The sequence below is a fragment of the Saprospiraceae bacterium genome (genome assembly GCA_016709995.1).
GTDB lineage: Bacteria > Bacteroidota > Bacteroidia > Chitinophagales > Saprospiraceae > JADJLQ01.
In genome coordinates this window covers 3097599-3116017 of the sequence record JADJLQ010000001.1, presented here as the reverse complement: position 1 = coordinate 3116017, position 18419 = coordinate 3097599, and the positions used below count along the sequence as shown (strand labels likewise).

The following is an 18419-nucleotide window of genomic DNA, read 5'->3' as shown; positions in this document are numbered from 1 at the left end:
TTTGTGCTATGGTATAATGATTCATTGAACTCAGTGAGTTTTGGAATGGTCAAGGATATTTGCGTACACCTTTAGATATTGAGAGGTTATTTTATCCTTTCCATAGATAGCGTAACTAGCCGATTGAATATGTTGGGCTTCAAACGATTGAAGGTGGTTGATCATATATATCATACCTTCTGCCATTTTATTCATATCGTTTTTCTCTACCAGTATTCCATTGAACGGTTGGATGATTTCTTCAGGACCGCCACATCGGGTACTTAGTACTGGTAGACCATAGGAATGGGCCTCAATGGCGGTGATGCCAAAAGTCTCTTCTTCACTTGATATGATTAAGGCATGACTTCTTATTAATAAGTTCATTTTTTTAGGTTCATCGGTCAAGCCAAACCAGGTGATATGATCATTCAATCCTAATGCCGCACTTTGTTTCATCAAATCTTTTTTCATAGAGCCCTCGCCTGCTATAATTAGCTGCACTTCAGAAACATTTTTTAATACCAGGCTTAGCGCATAAATTACCAACCCAATTTTTTTTCTAGGGTCATTTAATAGAGCAATAATCAGAAAGGTGAATGGGGGTGCCTTGGGTGTAAGAACAGGTTTCTGCCAGGTTATAAAATTTGGGATGATATAGTCCGCCACCTTGCCATAGCATAAAAATTTGTTGCCTAAATGTTGACTTACTGCAATTGTAGCTGAACATGCTATAAAAGCTTCAGCAATTTGATCGTGAGAATAACCAAAGTCTTCAAATCGTCTATCAGGAAACCTCGTAGAATGCTCGGTCAAAATATAAGGGATATTATACTTTTTTGAAATCACCTGGGCAATAAGTAAAGAGGGGTAGCTCACATGCGCATGTATAAGATCTGGTTTTGACGGTAATGATTCTATTACCTTGAGATGTTTGTTGGTTAAAGATTGAATGTAGTTTATGCCGGTGATAGGGTTCATACCAATAGTGCGCTTTATGACCTTATAATGGATATTGGCTTCGTTTCGCAATACTGCATGATCTTTATTAAAGAAGTTGATAGTGTCCTTAATGATATTTCGTGGAGATATCCACTGGAGATTGGTAGAATGAATGGCGATGGTGTGTTGATGATTTGGATTGGCTTCTGCCAGCGCGTCTATCAGGTTCAATATAAATATGCCATTGAAAGGTTTTTGTTCACTTGGCCACCAGGTCGGAATATGGTAAATATGCGCCATCAGGTATTTAATGGACTTACTGAGCAAAAAACATTTAAGGATGCCACAGAGCTGAGTATCTCGGGTATGTTCAGCTGTTTCAGCAAGCCTCTTCTACCTGCCTGGTAAAAATGAATATAACCGAGGTTTTGTAAAAACAGGACCAATTGCTCAAAGGTCGCCTCATAATGATGAAGGGCGACGGGATTCATTTCGAGCATAACGTTAGGCTGATATTGTTTCAAGACATCGACACCCCCTTTTAAGATTTCCAATTCCATCCCCTCCGTATCAATTTTTATCCAATCAATTTTTTTTATGGTTTGTTTTTCTACAAATTCATCCAATCGATATATGCTAACTGATCTGGCGGAACTTTTTTTGTCCAGTGCGATTCTGCTCATTCCGTAATTTTTATCATTTCCGGGAGGGGGTTCTTCGATCCATGCTTCCTGAGCCACATTGCCAAAAGCACATTGAAAAGTTTTAATATTTTTAAAAGAATTGATAGCAATATTTTTTTCTAAAAGTTCAAACCAGGTGGATGGTTCTATGGCATATACTGTTCCCTCTTGGGCCAGCTTAGAAAAGAGTAAGGACCAGGATCCGATATTGGCACCTATGTCGATAATGCACATACTTGGGGTTATTAATTTCTTCAATACCCTCCATTCAGATCCTTCATAATATCCATCAAAGTAGATTCGACGACCGATGTGTTCATTTGGATTGACATACATCGAAAGATTACCATCATAGTTTTTTATGAGTTTCCATTGATCTGGTGCTGTTTTGTCTAAGGCTGTTTTTTTTAATATTCCGTTTATCAGGTACGCAATATGTCTACATCGGTATGAAGAGATTAGCTGCCTGTTTATCGCCGTGATTCTATCCAGCCAGCTACTCAAACCTGAGACTTTATGAGTTTTAAATAACTGCCATATAAGGTGACAGAGATCGCCAAATAAGTGATAAGAGAAGCCATGGCGGCACCCCAGATTCCCCAGGTAGGTATCAACATCCTGTTTAAAACGATATTTATTATGAGACCAGTGGCGGCAGATAATAAATTGTATTTCGGTATATTTTTATACACAAAGTATGCACTGATAGGCATAGTCAATGAGACAAAAAAAATGCCTGCTACCAACAAATACAATATTGGGTAGCCGGCCCGGTATTCAGTGCCAAGGAAAAAATAAAATAAAATGGATGCAGCCAGGAGGAATAGTAAAATTATTCCAGCCAACTCCCTGATCAATGTTTTGGTCTCGTCTTTTATTAGTTTGTAATTAACTTGCTCATCTGTAATGGAAAATGAGTTGATCAATGTCCTTTGAGCATTGCGGGCACGAAGAAGTAAAAATATGGATATAGAAGCAGCGACACTATATATGCCTACCTGATCTGTGGTGCGATATGCTGACAAAAACCATAAATCGAGTCGATAATTTAATTTTTGGCAAAAATCGGCCAACAAATAAATCCACCCTGATTGGGCTATCAGGCTCCAAACGGAATGTTGTGTATTGATACTCGGAGCTTGAATCGGTGTGCCGGATAAAATCTGGAGCATGATAAGGGCCATCACTACGGACTGAATAATAAATACATACCAAACAGCTGTAACCAGCAGGATCATCTCTTTTTGATAAATGAAATAACATATTACCACTGCAAAGCCCAACGCTATATTTATAATCAATCGAATACTGGATACATGAGCCAATTTATTTTTAGCATCAGCCCATGCAGCAAGGATATTCATAGCGATGATAAAAAGTATCTGGAGACTCATGAGTAGGTAGCCACCTGTATGATAGGCTAGCTTTGAAATAAGAAATTCGTACCTGGGCCATAATGTCAGGATAAAACAAATGGCCCCAATCACAATACCCATTGTGAGTAAGTAGTTCAAAAGTCTTTTGGCGATAGATGCCTCATTTATTTTTTTTCTTCTGATCAATGAAATCAGAACAGATGGCAGCCCGGCAGTAACCACCATAGCCACTGTAGCTGTAAAATTGTTAAGTATGGACCATTGGCCTTGCCATTCTGGTCCCCAGGATTTTGCCAGGAATAGTGAAATAAAGGCTCCGATTAAACCTGCAGCCAATTCCACTCTAAACAATCTGGAACCCCGATGATCTGGTAGCCATTTCATTTTAACCCTTGTGTCATCACAGAGACGATTTGATTTATTTTTTCACTCTGTACCTGCCTGGAATGCCTTTGAATTATTTCCCAATTCGGTGTATTGGTCACTTCTCCTTTAATCACCCATTCATCATACCATACATGGAGCTGTTGAGCAGCGATGCCGGGATCTGTAAATGACTTTCCGGTTTGAGTCTCCAACAATAATGCATCTATGACATCTCCGTCTGCGGGCAGAATCCAGATTTTTTTACCACTCCTTATGTACTCATAAATCTTTGCACTGGGGTAGCCGGAATATCCTTTCCACCCGTGATAGGCCAGCACTTGAGCTGCAGCCATATGCTCTAAGGTCGCTTCATAACTGATACGTGCGGGTAATATTTTTACATCATCAAAAGGCAAAGCCTCTCGTATGCGCTCGATGACAGATGGAGGGCCCGGTGCTATAAACAATACTTCTACTTTTTTCAGTCCTTTGCTCAGGAATAGTTGTAGCCCTTCCAGAAAGATTTTTAAAATCTCCCTATCATACAAAGTACCGGCAATAATAATGCTGAATATGTCTGCATCAGGATTATTTTTTAATTTACTCCAGGCAACTTCATCATATCCATTGACTATGACTTTTTGTTTGCCTGGCGGTACTTGAAGTATGTTTAATAAAGTGGAGGATAAGCTGATACAATAGTGAGCAGAGGTAATCGGCCTACGCATGTAATATTTTTCCAACCCAAGTTTTATTTTTTTAGAAAACCCAATCTTAGAGGGGTCCTTCAGGTACATTTCATGATAATAAGCATCTCTAAAATCTATGATATAAGGGATGCGGAGGGTGGAAGCGATCCTGGCTACTGCCCTCACCAGGTTGGTGGGGCCGGATTCTACCAGGATAGCATCATATGGTGTGCTTTTTAATAGATGTTTGAGATAATAACCGATCCACTTACTATACGATTCCTGTGTAGTGCGGCCACATAACAATTGGGTGAAATAGATTAATTTCCATAGTCCCAGGGATCGCATGCCGGGCCAATTATAATATCCAAACCAACTATTGTGATGCGGGACTCGGTGCACCATGACACCTGATTCTAAGGTATAACTATAAGGAGTGTGGTTAGGTTGATTGTATTCATCAAACGATTCTGATCCTGTAAAATGGCGGGTCAGCACCTCTACCTTCCATCCATATTGCTCCATGGCTCTGGCAAAATAAAGGGGCCTGAAACCATTGACACTTTTGGCAGGAGGATAAGTATATGTGACGATTAAGATTTTCAATTATTGCAGAAGCTTAAGCAGAGGTTCTCCTTTGATGCCCCAGGCGTAAGAGCTTACTATGTCTTTGGCTATGGTTGGGACTTGGCCTGTTTTTTTCCAATATTGATAGATATCCAGGATATATTTTTTGATCGCTTTGATTTGGTCTGTCTGATTTAAGACGATGATGCTATTGGAAAAAGGTTGGTATAATGCTTCCAGTTCAGGATCCCGATCTCCTTCTATAAGACAGAGGATGGGTCGACCAGCTGCTACGTATTCATTGAACTTGCCGTGAATAAACCCCCAGACATCAGAGGTAGTCCAGGTCAAAAGTAGATTGATCTGTGCCTGGTTTTGTGCTTGCCAGGATGCGTGGATAGGTTGATGATGTTCGGAGATACTGTTGGAATCAATATGATGAGTTTTGATCCACTGATCCCAGGTAGATTTATTGATGCCTGCATAATGTATCAGTAGATCACTGGAGAAATCCGACGATTCATTTTTTAATTCATGAAGTGCTGTAAAAAAACAATCTGCTTTTTGAAACTGTGTATATATCCTGCCTGTATAATTAATTATAAACCGGTCGGCATATTTATTTTGAACGCTATCATCTACCTGGATCGCCGGCAGGCCATTGTAGACCGTCGTCACTGGCCGGCCGACTATCGAGGCCCAAAAATCAGCTATCCCTTGTGTGATGGCAGTGATCTGATCCATCTGGAGCAATAGGTTTTGGACCCAGGCTTGTTGATAATGCCGGTCACTTCGGGTCCACCACAATATATCTCTAAAGTCACCGATCCAATACAGGGAGGGGTGATGTTTTTTCAATCTGGATGCGATGAAATGATCTGTGATAGGTCTATATGAGGAATAGATAATGCTGATCTGATTTTTAGCAATAATGGTTCGCCCTGTTTTAATGGCCTTGCGATAATACCACCCACCGCCTTCACCAAAGATCAGGTTTAAAGGGTAAGTAAGTAAAAGTTTAAACCCCCACTCGATTAATTTTCCGGGCCTGATGACACTGCTCGTCACGCCATCCGGGAACCCCAATGATTTTAATACTCGTCTATAATCCCAGGCATCGACTGTATGAAAATGAATAGGCTTATCCATTCGAAATTTTTCTAAGTCCGGAGAAGGCCTGGTCAGTATATGCACTTCAAAGCCGGCATCTGAGAGCATCTGACTCAAATAATAATTACGCATGGCCGTCAACATCTCCGGATGGTAATAATAGGCTATGAAAAGAATGTTTTTTTTCAGGTAGTTTTGATTGAGTCGATGTTGTAAAAAGATAAGTATTGGCTGGCGACTACAGGATAATCCAATCGGGACTTTAATTTTTCTCTTAAGTTTATAAAATGGACATTACCTTTTTTAATGACTTGCTCAATACCATCCAATACCTCTCTTTCGGTCGAAGTGACAGGTAATATGGCGATCTCTTCATTATTTGTGATCTCATTGATTCCATTGTTTTCCAGGGCCACTACGGGGACACCACAAGCCAGGGCTTCAGCTGCTACCACTCCAAAGGTTTCAAATTTGGACAATAACATCAGGCAAGCCGCTGATTGGAGTAGGTGTAGCCATTCATTTGGATGCTGCTCGCCGTAAAAAAGGATATGGTCACTTTGGCCAAGGTTATTGATCAGAATAGTCAGGTCTTCTTTTTCAGGTCCATCGCCGATGATATGAAGTTTGGCATGGGGATGATGTTTTTGCCACAGTAGATAAGTTTTGATACCCAGGTCGACCTGTTTATTTTTATTAAGCAGATTGATCATGATGAGGTCCTCCGTATGGATCTTTTTGTCCGGATAAAAATAGTCGAAATCCAGGGTATTGGGTATCACTTTTACAGGTCGATGGATGATTTTGCCTAGTGTATGTGCCAAATGGTGGCCAACAGCACTGACTCCTTTCGCTTGAATGGTATATTTTCGAATAAGGGTCTTTTCAATATAGTTTAAATTATCTTGAGCCACCTTTGAGCTATGCTCTGTGTAAAAAAAGGGTATACCATAAATTTTATTAAAATAGGCTGCTATCGCGAGGCTTGGATAACTGTGAATATGGATCAGGTCCGGCACGCCATGTTTTTTGGTGTAGTTCTGAAAAACCTTGTTATAGGATCGGATAGAGTAGGTGTTCCACACCGGATACAACTTGCCGCGTTGGTCACAATGGCTATGCCAGAGCTCTATTTGGTTGTCGAGCGTTTGAGTAAGGGGTAGGGAATCGGGAGATTGGTATAAGATATGGATCGTGAGGTCGTGACCATACCGGGCGAGGGCATAGGCGAGATCTTTTACAGCCTTGCCGGAGGTAGGGTGGGTAGGGGTCTCAAACCAGGTGGGAATAAAAAGTATGTGCACAAATCAGGGAAAATACTGTTGGACAAATGCTATTCTATTTTGTAGAAATATCTAAGAATTCAAATAAATATTCTTCTTTAAACTCGATATCATATTCATTTAAAGATTCAATATACTCTTGTTTGAAGGTTTTTTTTTATGGTGTTCTTTTTGGTTCAAGATATATTTTACCACCCGGTCTATATGGGAGATGCTGTAGGAAAATGCTCCACCGACTCTGAAGGAGTCGTATCAGAATAAATTTTGATCTTGGCAACACTTTCAATTCCTAAGGAGTTAGGGCACAATTGTGCAGGCATACAAAATCCCGTAGGGATTCATTGTGTTTGGCAAAACCAAAAAGATGTTTTCCCCAAACTGAAGAAGTCGTATCAGCATATTTTGATCTTGGGAAAATCCTGGTCTATCCTATGTATTCGTCATTTTCTGGATACTGCTTTTGAGGTCAGCTTCGGCTTTTCTCGGATAGATCAAGAGCGCTTCACCGCTGTCGACGATGATCATTTCTTTTAAGCCGCGGATGATTGCTTTTTTACCGTGCGGTAGTATGATGAGATTATCACCTGATGATTCTATTATCTCTTTACCGCCTATTTGCACATTGCCCTGTGCATCCATGGCGCTGGCTTCGTATACAGATGACCAGATACCCAGATCAGACCAGTCAAAATCTGCAGATAAAGTATATACACAGTCAGATTTTTCCATAATCGCAAAATCAACAGAAATGTTGGGGTCTGCGCATAATGATCCGCTAAAAATTGTTTTTCCTGCGCAGTGTTATAGGCATCTGAGCCAGTTGAAAGTATATTGAAGACCTCTGGCGACAAGGATTGATATTGTTGCACAATGGTGTTGACATGCCAGGCAAACATACCTGCATTCCATAGATAATTCCCGGAGGCGACATACAGTCTGGCTGTATCTATATTTGGTTTTTCAACAAATTGCTCGACTCGTTTTATTTCTTCGTCCTGCAAAGGATCAAATTTGATATAACCATATCCTGTCTCAGAACGAGTAGGGACGATGCCGATGGTCACTATGGCGTGATGGGTCGATGCATGGTGTAGTGCTGCCAGGATATTTTGTTGATAGGATGCGGTGTTGATGATCAGGTGATCGGCCGGTACAAAAACACAACAAGCCTCCGGGTCTTTTTTCTGCACTTTTAATGCGGCCAGCAGGATGCATGGTGCGGTATTGTTGCGGCTGGGCTCGGCAATGATTTGATGGTCATTTAAATCCGGCAATTGTTCATGAATGAGAGCCCGGTATTTTTCATTGGTGACGATATAAATATTTTCGGTTCGAATGATTCCTTTAAACCGTTCGACCGTCATCTGGATAAAGGTTTTACCAGTCCCCAGGATGTCCAGAAATTGTTTAGGTTTTTCTTCTGTACTCAGCGGCCAGAAGCGGGTACCGGCTCCCCCGGCCATGATGATTGCGTAATTCATTTATTTACAATTGGATTTAATGTGCACCACTCATAGGCTGGTATTACATTAATTTTTTTATTATTTATTACGAAATAATCCGTTTGAGCAAAGGAGATAAGTGTGCCCTCCTCCAATTTAAAAAATTCCAGTGCTTCTACCAAACCATTTAATTCCCTTTTTAGATTATCATCATTTAATTGATAACATACCTGGTAACACTGAAATTCCTGATTTGGACATCTAACCACAAAATCACATTCAAATTCTTTTTTGTAATAAAAAATTTCCCTGATATATCTACGTAAATGCAGAAATATGGTATTTTCAAACAATCTACCAATATCCTGATTCACTTTGACAGTGACACTATTTACCATAGCTGTATCAATGGCATAAATCTTTTTATTATTAATGAGTTGTCGTTTATAACTTAGATCATATATTGGTACACTGAACAAGAGATAAACATCTTCCAGATAAGTTATATAGGTAGAAAGTGTGTTGACCGATTTGACATCCAATGCTTTTTTTATGTTTTGTATACTGTATAATCGTGCAATATTATTCATCAAATACATCGTAAGTCGGTTTAAATCTTCGGTATTGACTACTGAATACCTTCTGATAATATCTCTATTTAATATATCAATTAGGTATTGCCTTAATATTTCTGTATTGGGATGGAATAAATATTCCGGGAAGCCTCCTTCTTTAATATAGGACTGAAATGAGTCGTTCCCTTTTGCATAATTTCTTAAGGATAAGTATTCATTATACGAAAGCGGGAAAAGTTCCTGAGGAAGATTTCGACCTGTGAGTAAGGTCCCATATTCCGGACCGATTAAGTTTGCATTGGAGCCGGTAACTATCGCCTTGCCTTTTCTTTCAGTAAGATGCCGGATGTATTTTTCCCATTCAGGGATATTGCTCAGTTCATCGAATAAGTATATACTATCCATACCATATATTTCTTCTATTTTATAGAAATCCAGTACCTCAAATTCAACTAACCTTGGGTCATCAAAATGTAAATATAGACTCGGCCGAACGGATTCAGAAAACTGTTTGAGCAAGGTACTCTTTCCCGATCTTCGGACACCTGTTAAAACTAATACATAACCGCTAATTAATTTTGAGCCAATGTCTGTTTCGCGTTTTAACCATTGACCTTGCCCTTCAAATAAAACAGATTGACTTTTTACTATTTCTTTTATTTTATCAGCAGATATCATCCAGGATATTGTACAATAAGTTGCACAATATTACACAATTCATTGCACAATATTGTGTAATGAATTATACATTACATTATATAATTGATATTCAGTATATTACGAATAATTAAAATTTATCTTTCACATTTTGGTAGACCATTTCTATACCTGTTTCCAAAGGGATATTGGCTGACCAGCCCAATGCATTGATTTTGGATACATCCATCAATTTTCTGGGAGTCCCATCTGGTTTGTCGATATCATAAACTATTTTGCCTTCGAAGCCTACCACTTGAGCGATCAAAGCAGCTAAGTCTTTTATCTGAAGATCAATGCCGGTACCTATATTGACATGTCCCTCCTGGTCATAGTGCTGCATGAGATAGATACATCCTGCTGCACAATCATCGACATGCATAAATTCACGATAAGGAGAGCCTGTGCCCCATAAGGTGACAGTAGGAAGACCTTGTTTTTTTGCTTCGATAAATTTTCTTAACAAAGCCGGCAGCACATGACTGTTCTGCAGATCATAATTGTCATTGGGTCCATACAGGTTTGTCGGCATGGCTGAGATAAAATGGCATCCATACTGAGCTCTGTAAGCATCACACATTTTGACACCGGCTATTTTGGCTATAGCATAGGGTTCATTGGTGGTTTCCAGCAAACCGGTGAGTAAATATTCTTCCTTGAGCGGTTGAGGAGCCAATTTAGGATAGATACAGGATGATCCAAGAAATAATAATTTTTGTACACCAGACTGATAAGCTCCATGGATGACATTATTTTGCATCTGAAGATTTTCATAGAGAAAGTCGGCGCGGTAGGTATTATTCGCAATGATCCCCCCCACTTTCGCAGCGGCCATAAATACATATTCAGGACGATGGCTCACGAAGAAGTCATTTACAGCTAACTGGTCCATTAAATTTAGCTCAGAAGAGGTGGCATAGACTATGTTAGTATAACCCTGCGATTGTAAGTTTCTCAGGATAGCTGAGCCCACCATTCCGCGGTGACCAGCGATATATATTTTGGAATTTAGGTTCATTTAATCAGCTTGCAAAGATGCGAATAATTTTGTCGCGTGGAGGGGTGAAGGAGTGAAATAGCTGGCGTACATGTAAGGGTGTAGAGGTATCGCGCAAAGGCGCTAAGAGTTTTAAGAGATATCGCGCAACGGCGCAACGGCGCTAAGAGTTTTAAGATGTATCGCGCAAAGGCGCAACGGCGCTAAGAGTTTAAGAGATATCGCGCAAAGGCGCAACGGCGCTAAGAGTTTTAAGATGTATCGCGCAAAGGGGCTAAGGCACTAAGGCTTTTAAGATGTATCGCGCAACGGCGCAAAGGCGCTAAGGCTTTTAAGATTTATCGCGCAAAGGCTTGCCTACTGACAGGCAGGCGCAAAGGCGCGAAGGATTTAAGAGATATCGCGCAACGGCGCTAAGAGTTTTTTGAGATATCGCGCAAGGAGCGAAGATGTAAAGAGTTGCCTTCTGGCAATCAGACGCCAGGCATATTTGTTCATAGATTATTGACGAGTCGATGGATGCCATCTTTGAGCAAAGCTTGTTTGAAGTTAATGAGTAAGCCTAATTTGATACCAGTTAATTTTAAATAGGTCAGCGTTTGCTTTTATGAACTGCAAGCAAATTTTCAACTGATTTTATTTCTAACAAAAGCTTATCTTCTAAAATGATATCAGCTCTAAACCCCAATTCCAATTTTTTTCCATTCCATATAACCGGGACTGCTTTTTGCCTATCGAATCGATAACCTTCCAGGGACAATTCATGGCAAATAATTTCTTCATATACGGATTCATACAGGCCAGGCCCTAATTGTTTATGAATATCAAAACAAATATCAAGTATTATTTTGGATAAATCATTTTCAGTCATCAACTATATGGATTATCGCGCAAAGCGGCAAAGGCGCTAAGACTTGCCTAATGGCAGGCAGGCGCAAAGCTTTATTGTACTAGATTTGATTTATTTGATTTTTCGCTCTAAGACCCAAAGATTCAATGTACAAATTATATTTACCGATTTTCGCCTTCTATTTAATGTATTCTTTGCGGCTTTGCGGCTTTGCGCGTCATTAAATAGTATATTTTCATTCAAAACGCACTCATCCAGTTCTTTGCGCCTTTGCGGCTTTGCGCGCCATTAAATAGTATATTTTCATTCAAAACGCACTCATCCAGTTCTTTGTGCCTTTGCGGCTTTGCGCGCCATTAAATAGTATATTTTCATTCAAAACGCACTCATCCAGTTCTTTGCGCCTTTGCGGCTTTGCGCGTCATTACATAGTATATTTTCATTCAAAACGCACTCATCCAGTTCTTTGCGCCTTTGCGGCTTTGCGCGCCATTAAATAGTATATTTTCATTCAAAACGCACTCATCCAGTTCTTTGCGCCTTGCGGCTTTGCCGCATTAAATAGTATATTTTCATTCCAAACGCACTCATCCAGTTCTTTGCGGCTTTGCGGCTTTGCGCGCCATTAAATAGTATATTTTCATTCTAAACGCACTCATCCAGTTCTTTGCGCCTTTGCGGCTTTGCGCGCCATTAAATAGTATATTTTCATTCAAAACGCACTCATCCAGTTCTTTGCGCCTTTGCGGCTTTGCGCGCCATTAAATAGTATATTTTCATTCAAAACGCACTCATCCAGTTCTTTGCGCCTTTGCGGCTTTGCGCGCCATTAAATAGTATATTTTCATTCAAAACGCACTCATCCAGTTCTTTGCGGCTTTGCGGCTTTGCGCGTCATTAAATAGTATATTTTCATTCTAAAACGCACTCATCCAGTTCTTTGCGCCTTTGCGGCTTTGCGCGCCATTAAATAGTATATTTTCATTCAAAACGCACTCATCCAGTTCTTTGCGCCTTTGCGGCTTTGCGCGCCATTAAATAGTATATTTTCATTCTAAACGCACTCATCCAGTTCTTTGCGGCTTTGCGGCTTTGCGCGCCATTAAATAGTATATTTTCATTCAAATTCATTCTTCACCCTATACCCCGCATCCCGCAACACCTGGTCCCGCCGGAACAATTCTACATCTGCCGCCACCATTTCTGCACAAAGCGTTTCGACTGTATACTTTGGCTTCCATTTTAGTATTTTTTTAGCTTTGCTGGGATCGCCGATTAAAAGGTCCACTTCAGTAGGGCGGAAATAATTAGGATCCACCTTTACTACGACTTTGCCTTTGGGTACCTGATACTCCGGATTTTTACATTCAACAATGACCGCATACTCTTTTTTGCCTTTCCCTTTAAACATCAACTCTATGCCAACCTCTCTGAATGCCATTTTTACAAACTCCCTAATCTCTGTGGTCACTCCTGTGGCTATGACCCAATCCTCCGGTTTTTTATATTGAAGGATTTTCCACATGAGCTCCACATAGTCTTTGGCATGGCCCCAATCCCGCTTAGCATTGAGATTACCCAGAAACAGGGTGTCCTGCAATCCCAAAGCAATTTTGGCTACAGCCCGGGTAATTTTGCGGGTGACAAAAGTCTCTCCCCTCAGAGGAGATTCATGATTGAACAAGATTCCATTGCAGGCAAATATATTATACGCCTCCCGGTAATTGACGGTGATCCAATATGCATACAATTTTGCTACCCCGTAAGGAGACCGTGGATAAAAAGGTGTCTTTTCTGATTGAGGGACTTCCTGCACCAAACCATATAATTCTGAAGTAGAGGCCTGGTATACTTTCGTTTTTTTCTCCAGGCCGAGGATTCGTATTGCCTCCAAAATTCTAAGTGTACCGATACCATCCACATCTGCTGAATATTCCGGTTCCTCAAAACTAACCTGTACATGACTCATTGCCCCGAGGTTGTATATTTCATCAGGCTGCACCAATTGGATGATGCGGATGATATTCGTGCTGTCCGACAAGTCCCCATGATGCAGGATAAATTTTTTATTTTCTATGTGCGGGTCCTGGTAGATATCATCGATGCGACCCGTGTTGAACATAGACGCTCTGCGCTTGATACCGTGTACTGTATATCCTTTTTTTAATAATAAATGAGAGAGGTAGGCACCGTCCTGACCTGTGACACCGGTGATGAGGGCTGTTTTAGACATTTTGCAAAGGTATTAAACCAAAACATTATATTAAATAAATTTATAATATTAATTCAAGCATTTAGGTCTGGTGTAGTGTATTTTTTTTGCAGGGTTCATCGAAATATGATTAATTCCTAGTTACAAAATCTACAATCTTTTGCGTAACTCTTTCTGCACCAACACTATTCACATGTGAATTATTATAAAAATTTTCTTTGTGAGTGCACATGGTATCCATGGTCATATCATAAAATTGGACCAGCGGGTTTTGCATGGCATCATAAGTGTTTCGATAAGCATCCAAATTTAACATCAACTCCTGCCCCTTTATATAAGTTGGCATAAAACGATCAAAACTTTAATATTTTTTTCATTCAAAAGTTTGATGGTGGACCTATATTTTTCAAGGATAAAGGAATCCAATCCCATAATAATAGGTTTCGAATTAGCATTCAATTCATCTACATCGACTTGCCAATCAGCATATTTTGGAGTGTACCCTAAATTTGGATCGCTCAAATCGGTATGTTTTAATTTATTTACCCAGCCTATCATACTTGCTTTATAATATGGATGTTCCATAATTATGAATTTGTAAAATGGTACATACCTAACTTTAAATGCCAGGTCAGGCTGCACATCCCGTAGGGATTGATAAATATTGGAATTACTGATATTTGCAACATATCGATCAATGCTCGTCACAGCCTTATTATTTTCCAGGTTCATGATAGTCTCTGTCAAAATGACCAATTCCAGGCTATCATTGTTTTGCGCATGTTCTTTTATAAGCCCATTATACTGAAGAAATCTTGTACCATCTATGGAAAAATTATAACAAGACTTATTCAGTAAATGCACCAACTTTGGGGAGCTTATACCCACCTCTCCTACTGAAGAGCCAAAAATGGCCACTTGTGGCTTGATTGAATTGCTACAGATAAGGTTTACTTTATAAAAATGACTGTAACTACTGTTTTTGATCCCAATGCTAATAAGGGTCTCTATGAGGTACAAGAAAGTTGCTACTAAAAACCAAAACAAAATTGTTTTTATGATATTACCTTTATTCAAGGGGCCTTAGAACTGAAAATAAATAAATTGGTTGGTATTAAATACTCCGATAAGCAATATACCGGTGATCAATCCAAGGTAAACGCTCCATTGTATCAATAGCGGTGATTTTTCAAACCGAACTACCCAACCTCTTACAATCATGGCCTCTAATATGAAAAGCATCAGCGCTAAGCATAAGGTCAAGCAAAACTTCCACCAGGGTAAACCCAAATAGGTAATATTGCCGTGAAAATCATCATTGAATAAATGAAAATATCCTCCGGCATTATGTGGATGAAACAAATTGGTCACTATGTGCAAGGCATTTTGAAAACCATTCGCTCGAAAAAAAATCCAGGCAAAATTGACTAACAAAAATGTAAAAAGTATATTAAACCATTTGATTTTATTAAAAGGATTTGCTCCGTTAATAATAGTCCAAATCCAAAGAAAAATAAAATGTAAACCTCCCCAAATAACAAAATTCCAACTGGCTCCGTGCCAAAATCCGCTCAATAAGAATACAATCAGTACATTTAGCACTAGTTTTGTCTGACCCACTCTATTTCCTCCTAAAGGTATATACACATAGTCCCTAAACCAGGAAGACAATGAGATATGCCATCTCTTCCAAAATTCATTAATGTTTTGAGAGAAATAGGGCATTTTAAAGTTTGTCATTAATTTAAAGCCCATGGTCCTGGCTGAGCCAATAGCGATGTCACTATAACCTGAAAAATCACAATAAATTTGAATTCCAAAACACATTGTGGCCAAAACATATGCAAATCCAGTGTGATCTCCCAAATGATTATATACACTATCTGTCATGGCTCCAAATCGATCTGCCACTACTGTTTTTTTAAAAAGTCCCCATAACATAAGCCTGAGTCCGGAAATCATTGCCTGGTGATTATATCGATGATCGATGTGCAGTTGTGGTAAGATATGCTGCGGCCTTTCTATTGGTCCAGCCACCAACTGTGGATAAAACATAACATACAAGGCATAATATCCTAGATGTCTCTCGGCTTTAAATCTTCCTTTATATATCTCAAAATTGTAGGCCATTGCCTGGAATGTATGAAATGACAAACCTATCGGCAATATAATGTTGAGATATTTTAAAGGGTGGTGGACAATATGCAAATCATCCAAAAATGAATTGATATTCTCAATAAAAAAGTCATAATATTTGAAATAGGCCAAAACACCAATATTGGCCACTATGCTAAGCAATAGGTATACCCTTTTTCTTTTACCACTGGTTTGTTCTATTTGTATACCGGCTATATAATCAATGCCAATCGTGAAAAATAAGATAAGAATGTAAACAGGAATAAAGGCCATGTAAAATATACTGCTGGCCAATAACAAATGCAACCATCTGTATTTGTGGGGCAACAAAAAGTATATCAGTGTAACAATGGGGAAAAAGATAACGAACTGTAAAGAATTAAATAACATTGACTAGGCTAATGAACTGTCCATTGGAGGGACACCCTTGATTATTTTTGAATGCAGATTACTTCCTGGGAATATGATCGTCCAGGCAGTTAGAAATATTAATTTTAAATCTAACAGAGTTGATTTGTTATTGTTATACCATATTTCAAGTTGACCCTTATAAGGCGCTATTACTGATTTATAGAATTCTTTTGGTTCAAGGGATGACGCTGAAATTAATTTTTCTTCATCTCTAAAAATGACAGACCCGATTCCGGTGATACCTGGCTTAGACCTGTATACCTGGCTTTTAATGTTTTCAGGATAATAGTCAAAGGTTTCCTGGGTGAGTGGCCTGGGGCCGACAATGCTCATATCTCCTATCAGTACATTGATCACCTGGGGTATTTCGTTTAACTTGGTTATTCTCAAAATTTGCCTATTGGCAGGACCCTGGCATCATTTCTTAAAGTAATGCTTCCTGTACCTATTTGCGGACTATTTTTTAACATAGTAGCAAATTTGAGAATGTTAAATGGCTGATTTTTATATCCTATTCTTTTTTGCCGATAAAATATTTCTCCTTCGCCCGTAAATCGTAAAAGGATCATGAACACTAAAAATACAGGTGAGAAAAGTATTAATGCTATTAGCGCTAAAATAATGTCTATGATTCTTTTAATGAACGGATACATGAATCACATTTTTTGATCCAGATTCATACCAGTCTCATGATGATTAAACTCGGGAATCACCGACTCTAAGATCTGCACGATTATTTTTTTGTCTGTCAGGCCCTCAAAAGCTAATTCAAGCTGGCTAATGGCGTTAAATAATTTATCGGAATTGGTGGAATCTAAGTGTGGAATCACACCCAGGGATTCATAGGTAGTCATGTCCGGAGATTCCTGTGGAGTAAAAAATTCTTCATATAATTTCTCTCCACTGGTTTCACTTTTAAAAAAATAAACAGGATACACGCCTGCTTGAATCAAACTGGTATTTTCTTTAGCTTCCTGCTCAGATTGACATATTTTGACTTCATAATTAAGACTTTTTAATAGCTCCAGCGTGATATCAGCAAACGATACAAGGTCATGAGTATCTAATTTTGGGAAAAATATTTCACCAGAGTTGCCCAATACTGAAGCCAAGAGGCAAATTTGTCCTGCTTCTTCCGGAGATACAAAAAACCTTTTTACATCATTTGGACAAGACAGCGGTTGATGCTTGGGGATTCTTTCCAGATAACCCGCCAAAAGACTCCCATTCGAAAAGGCCACATTCGCAAATCTTGCAGTGGTAACATTTATTTTGGATGCATAGGACATGATCAAAAGTTCCATCAATTTCTTGCTGGCTCCCATAATATTGATGGGGTTAGCTGCTTTGTCTGTGGACACACAGAAAAAATGTTTTGGTGGATATTTTACAAGCTTTTCTAATAATTTGCCGGCTTCAATCACATTATTTTTCAATAGAGCTTCAATGGAATAAATATCTTTTTCACTCCGCACGTGTTTATGTGCTGCAAAATTAGCAATAATATCAAAGGGTCCTTCTGCGGCCAGAATTTTATCAAAAACCCGATCATTAAAATTGATAGGGTAGGATTTAAACTCATTGGGCAGGCTGATGTCTGTTCTGCTTCTGCACTCACGCACCAGTTCAGTAAGTCCGTTTTCATTGATATCGACTACAACCAGTTTATATGGGCTATATTTCAGTAAAGTCAAGATGTAAGATGACCCTATGGTTCCGGCTCCACCTATGACGAGTACAGATTGATTCTTGATTTCTTTTTCAATCCTTGTTTTGTGAATGGATAGATCCTGAGCGAAAAAACTAGAATCTCTATTTGTAATTTTCTTCGAAATAAAATCTTTTATATCAAATGTGGAAATCATGGTAGCGGATTGTAAGAATGAGGTGATTTCTGTATATTTTGTTTAAAAAGGGGTGAAATGTATTCATGTATTTTAAAGAGATATTTCCCAAAAAGTATCAACAGGTTGGTATACACTCCATTGGTTTTGCAGGCTGCTATTATTTCTTTATTGAGGGCATATTTTACCATAGGCGACTTATTACTGGCGCCCCCAGTTCTCATAAAGGCTTCAATATTGTTATTAAATACACTTTTTACG

Annotated in this window: 14 protein-coding genes and 2 pseudogenes; all 16 read right to left on the bottom strand. The window is 39.1% G+C overall.

Going from position 1 to position 18419, the window contains the following annotated elements; translation table 11 throughout:
* Positions 1-30 precede the first annotated feature (30 nt).
* Positions 31-1221, bottom strand: a complete 1191-nt coding sequence (locus IPJ09_13280) for a glycosyltransferase (protein ID MBK7372383.1) — start codon at positions 1219-1221, stop codon at positions 31-33.
* A complete protein-coding gene (locus IPJ09_13275; GenBank protein MBK7372382.1) occupies positions 1221-2108 on the bottom strand; it encodes an FkbM family methyltransferase in 888 nt (295 codons plus the stop codon). The genes IPJ09_13280 and IPJ09_13275 overlap by 1 nt, the downstream gene beginning before the upstream one ends.
* Positions 2105-3364, bottom strand: coding sequence for a polysaccharide biosynthesis C-terminal domain-containing protein (locus tag IPJ09_13270; protein MBK7372381.1), 1260 nt, complete (start codon positions 3362-3364; stop codon positions 2105-2107). The genes IPJ09_13275 and IPJ09_13270 overlap by 4 nt, the downstream gene beginning before the upstream one ends.
* Entirely contained in the window at positions 3361-4641 is a 1281-nt protein-coding gene (locus tag IPJ09_13265; protein MBK7372380.1) for a hypothetical protein, read from the bottom strand. The genes IPJ09_13270 and IPJ09_13265 overlap by 4 nt, the downstream gene beginning before the upstream one ends.
* On the bottom strand, positions 4642-5844 hold the full coding sequence (locus IPJ09_13260; GenBank protein ID MBK7372379.1) for a hypothetical protein: 1203 nt from the start codon (positions 5842-5844) through the stop codon (positions 4642-4644).
* Between the two features lie 53 nt (positions 5845-5897).
* A complete protein-coding gene (locus tag IPJ09_13255; GenBank protein ID MBK7372378.1) occupies positions 5898-7016 on the bottom strand; it encodes a glycosyltransferase family 4 protein in 1119 nt (372 codons plus the stop codon).
* A gap of 408 nt (positions 7017-7424) precedes the next feature.
* On the bottom strand, positions 7425-7634 hold the full coding sequence (locus IPJ09_13250) for a hypothetical protein (GenBank protein MBK7372377.1): 210 nt from the start codon (positions 7632-7634) through the stop codon (positions 7425-7427).
* Positions 7607-8476, bottom strand: a complete 870-nt coding sequence (locus IPJ09_13245; protein MBK7372376.1) for a mannose-1-phosphate guanylyltransferase — start codon at positions 8474-8476, stop codon at positions 7607-7609. The genes IPJ09_13250 and IPJ09_13245 overlap by 28 nt, the downstream gene beginning before the upstream one ends.
* Entirely contained in the window at positions 8473-9690 is a 1218-nt protein-coding gene (locus IPJ09_13240; GenBank protein MBK7372375.1) for an ATP-binding protein, read from the bottom strand. The genes IPJ09_13245 and IPJ09_13240 overlap by 4 nt, the downstream gene beginning before the upstream one ends.
* A 109-nt stretch (positions 9691-9799) precedes the next feature.
* A complete protein-coding gene (locus IPJ09_13235) occupies positions 9800-10726 on the bottom strand; it encodes a GDP-L-fucose synthase (GenBank protein ID MBK7372374.1) in 927 nt (308 codons plus the stop codon).
* A 473-nt stretch (positions 10727-11199) separates the two neighbouring features.
* A pseudogene (locus IPJ09_13230) lies at positions 11200-11576 on the bottom strand (GxxExxY protein).
* Positions 11577-12672: 1096 nt separating this feature from the next.
* Complete coding sequence (gene gmd / locus IPJ09_13225; protein ID MBK7372373.1) at positions 12673-13788, bottom strand: GDP-mannose 4,6-dehydratase; 1116 nt, start codon at positions 13786-13788, stop codon at positions 12673-12675.
* Positions 13789-14097: 309 nt separating this feature from the next.
* The gene (locus IPJ09_13220) at positions 14098-14814 is read right to left on the bottom strand and encodes a hypothetical protein (protein ID MBK7372372.1); all 717 of its coding nucleotides are present in this window, start codon (positions 14812-14814) and stop codon (positions 14098-14100) included.
* A gap of 36 nt (positions 14815-14850) precedes the next feature.
* Positions 14851-16293, bottom strand: a complete 1443-nt coding sequence (locus IPJ09_13215; GenBank protein ID MBK7372371.1) for an MBOAT family protein — start codon at positions 16291-16293, stop codon at positions 14851-14853.
* Between the two features lie 3 nt (positions 16294-16296).
* Positions 16297-16967: pseudogene (locus IPJ09_13210) on the bottom strand (sugar transferase).
* Positions 16968-16970: 3 nt separating this feature from the next.
* Positions 16971-18179: a polysaccharide biosynthesis protein gene (locus IPJ09_13205; protein ID MBK7372370.1), complete on the bottom strand. Its 1209-nt coding sequence runs from the start codon at positions 18177-18179 to the stop codon at positions 16971-16973.
* Positions 18180-18419 lie beyond the last annotated feature (240 nt).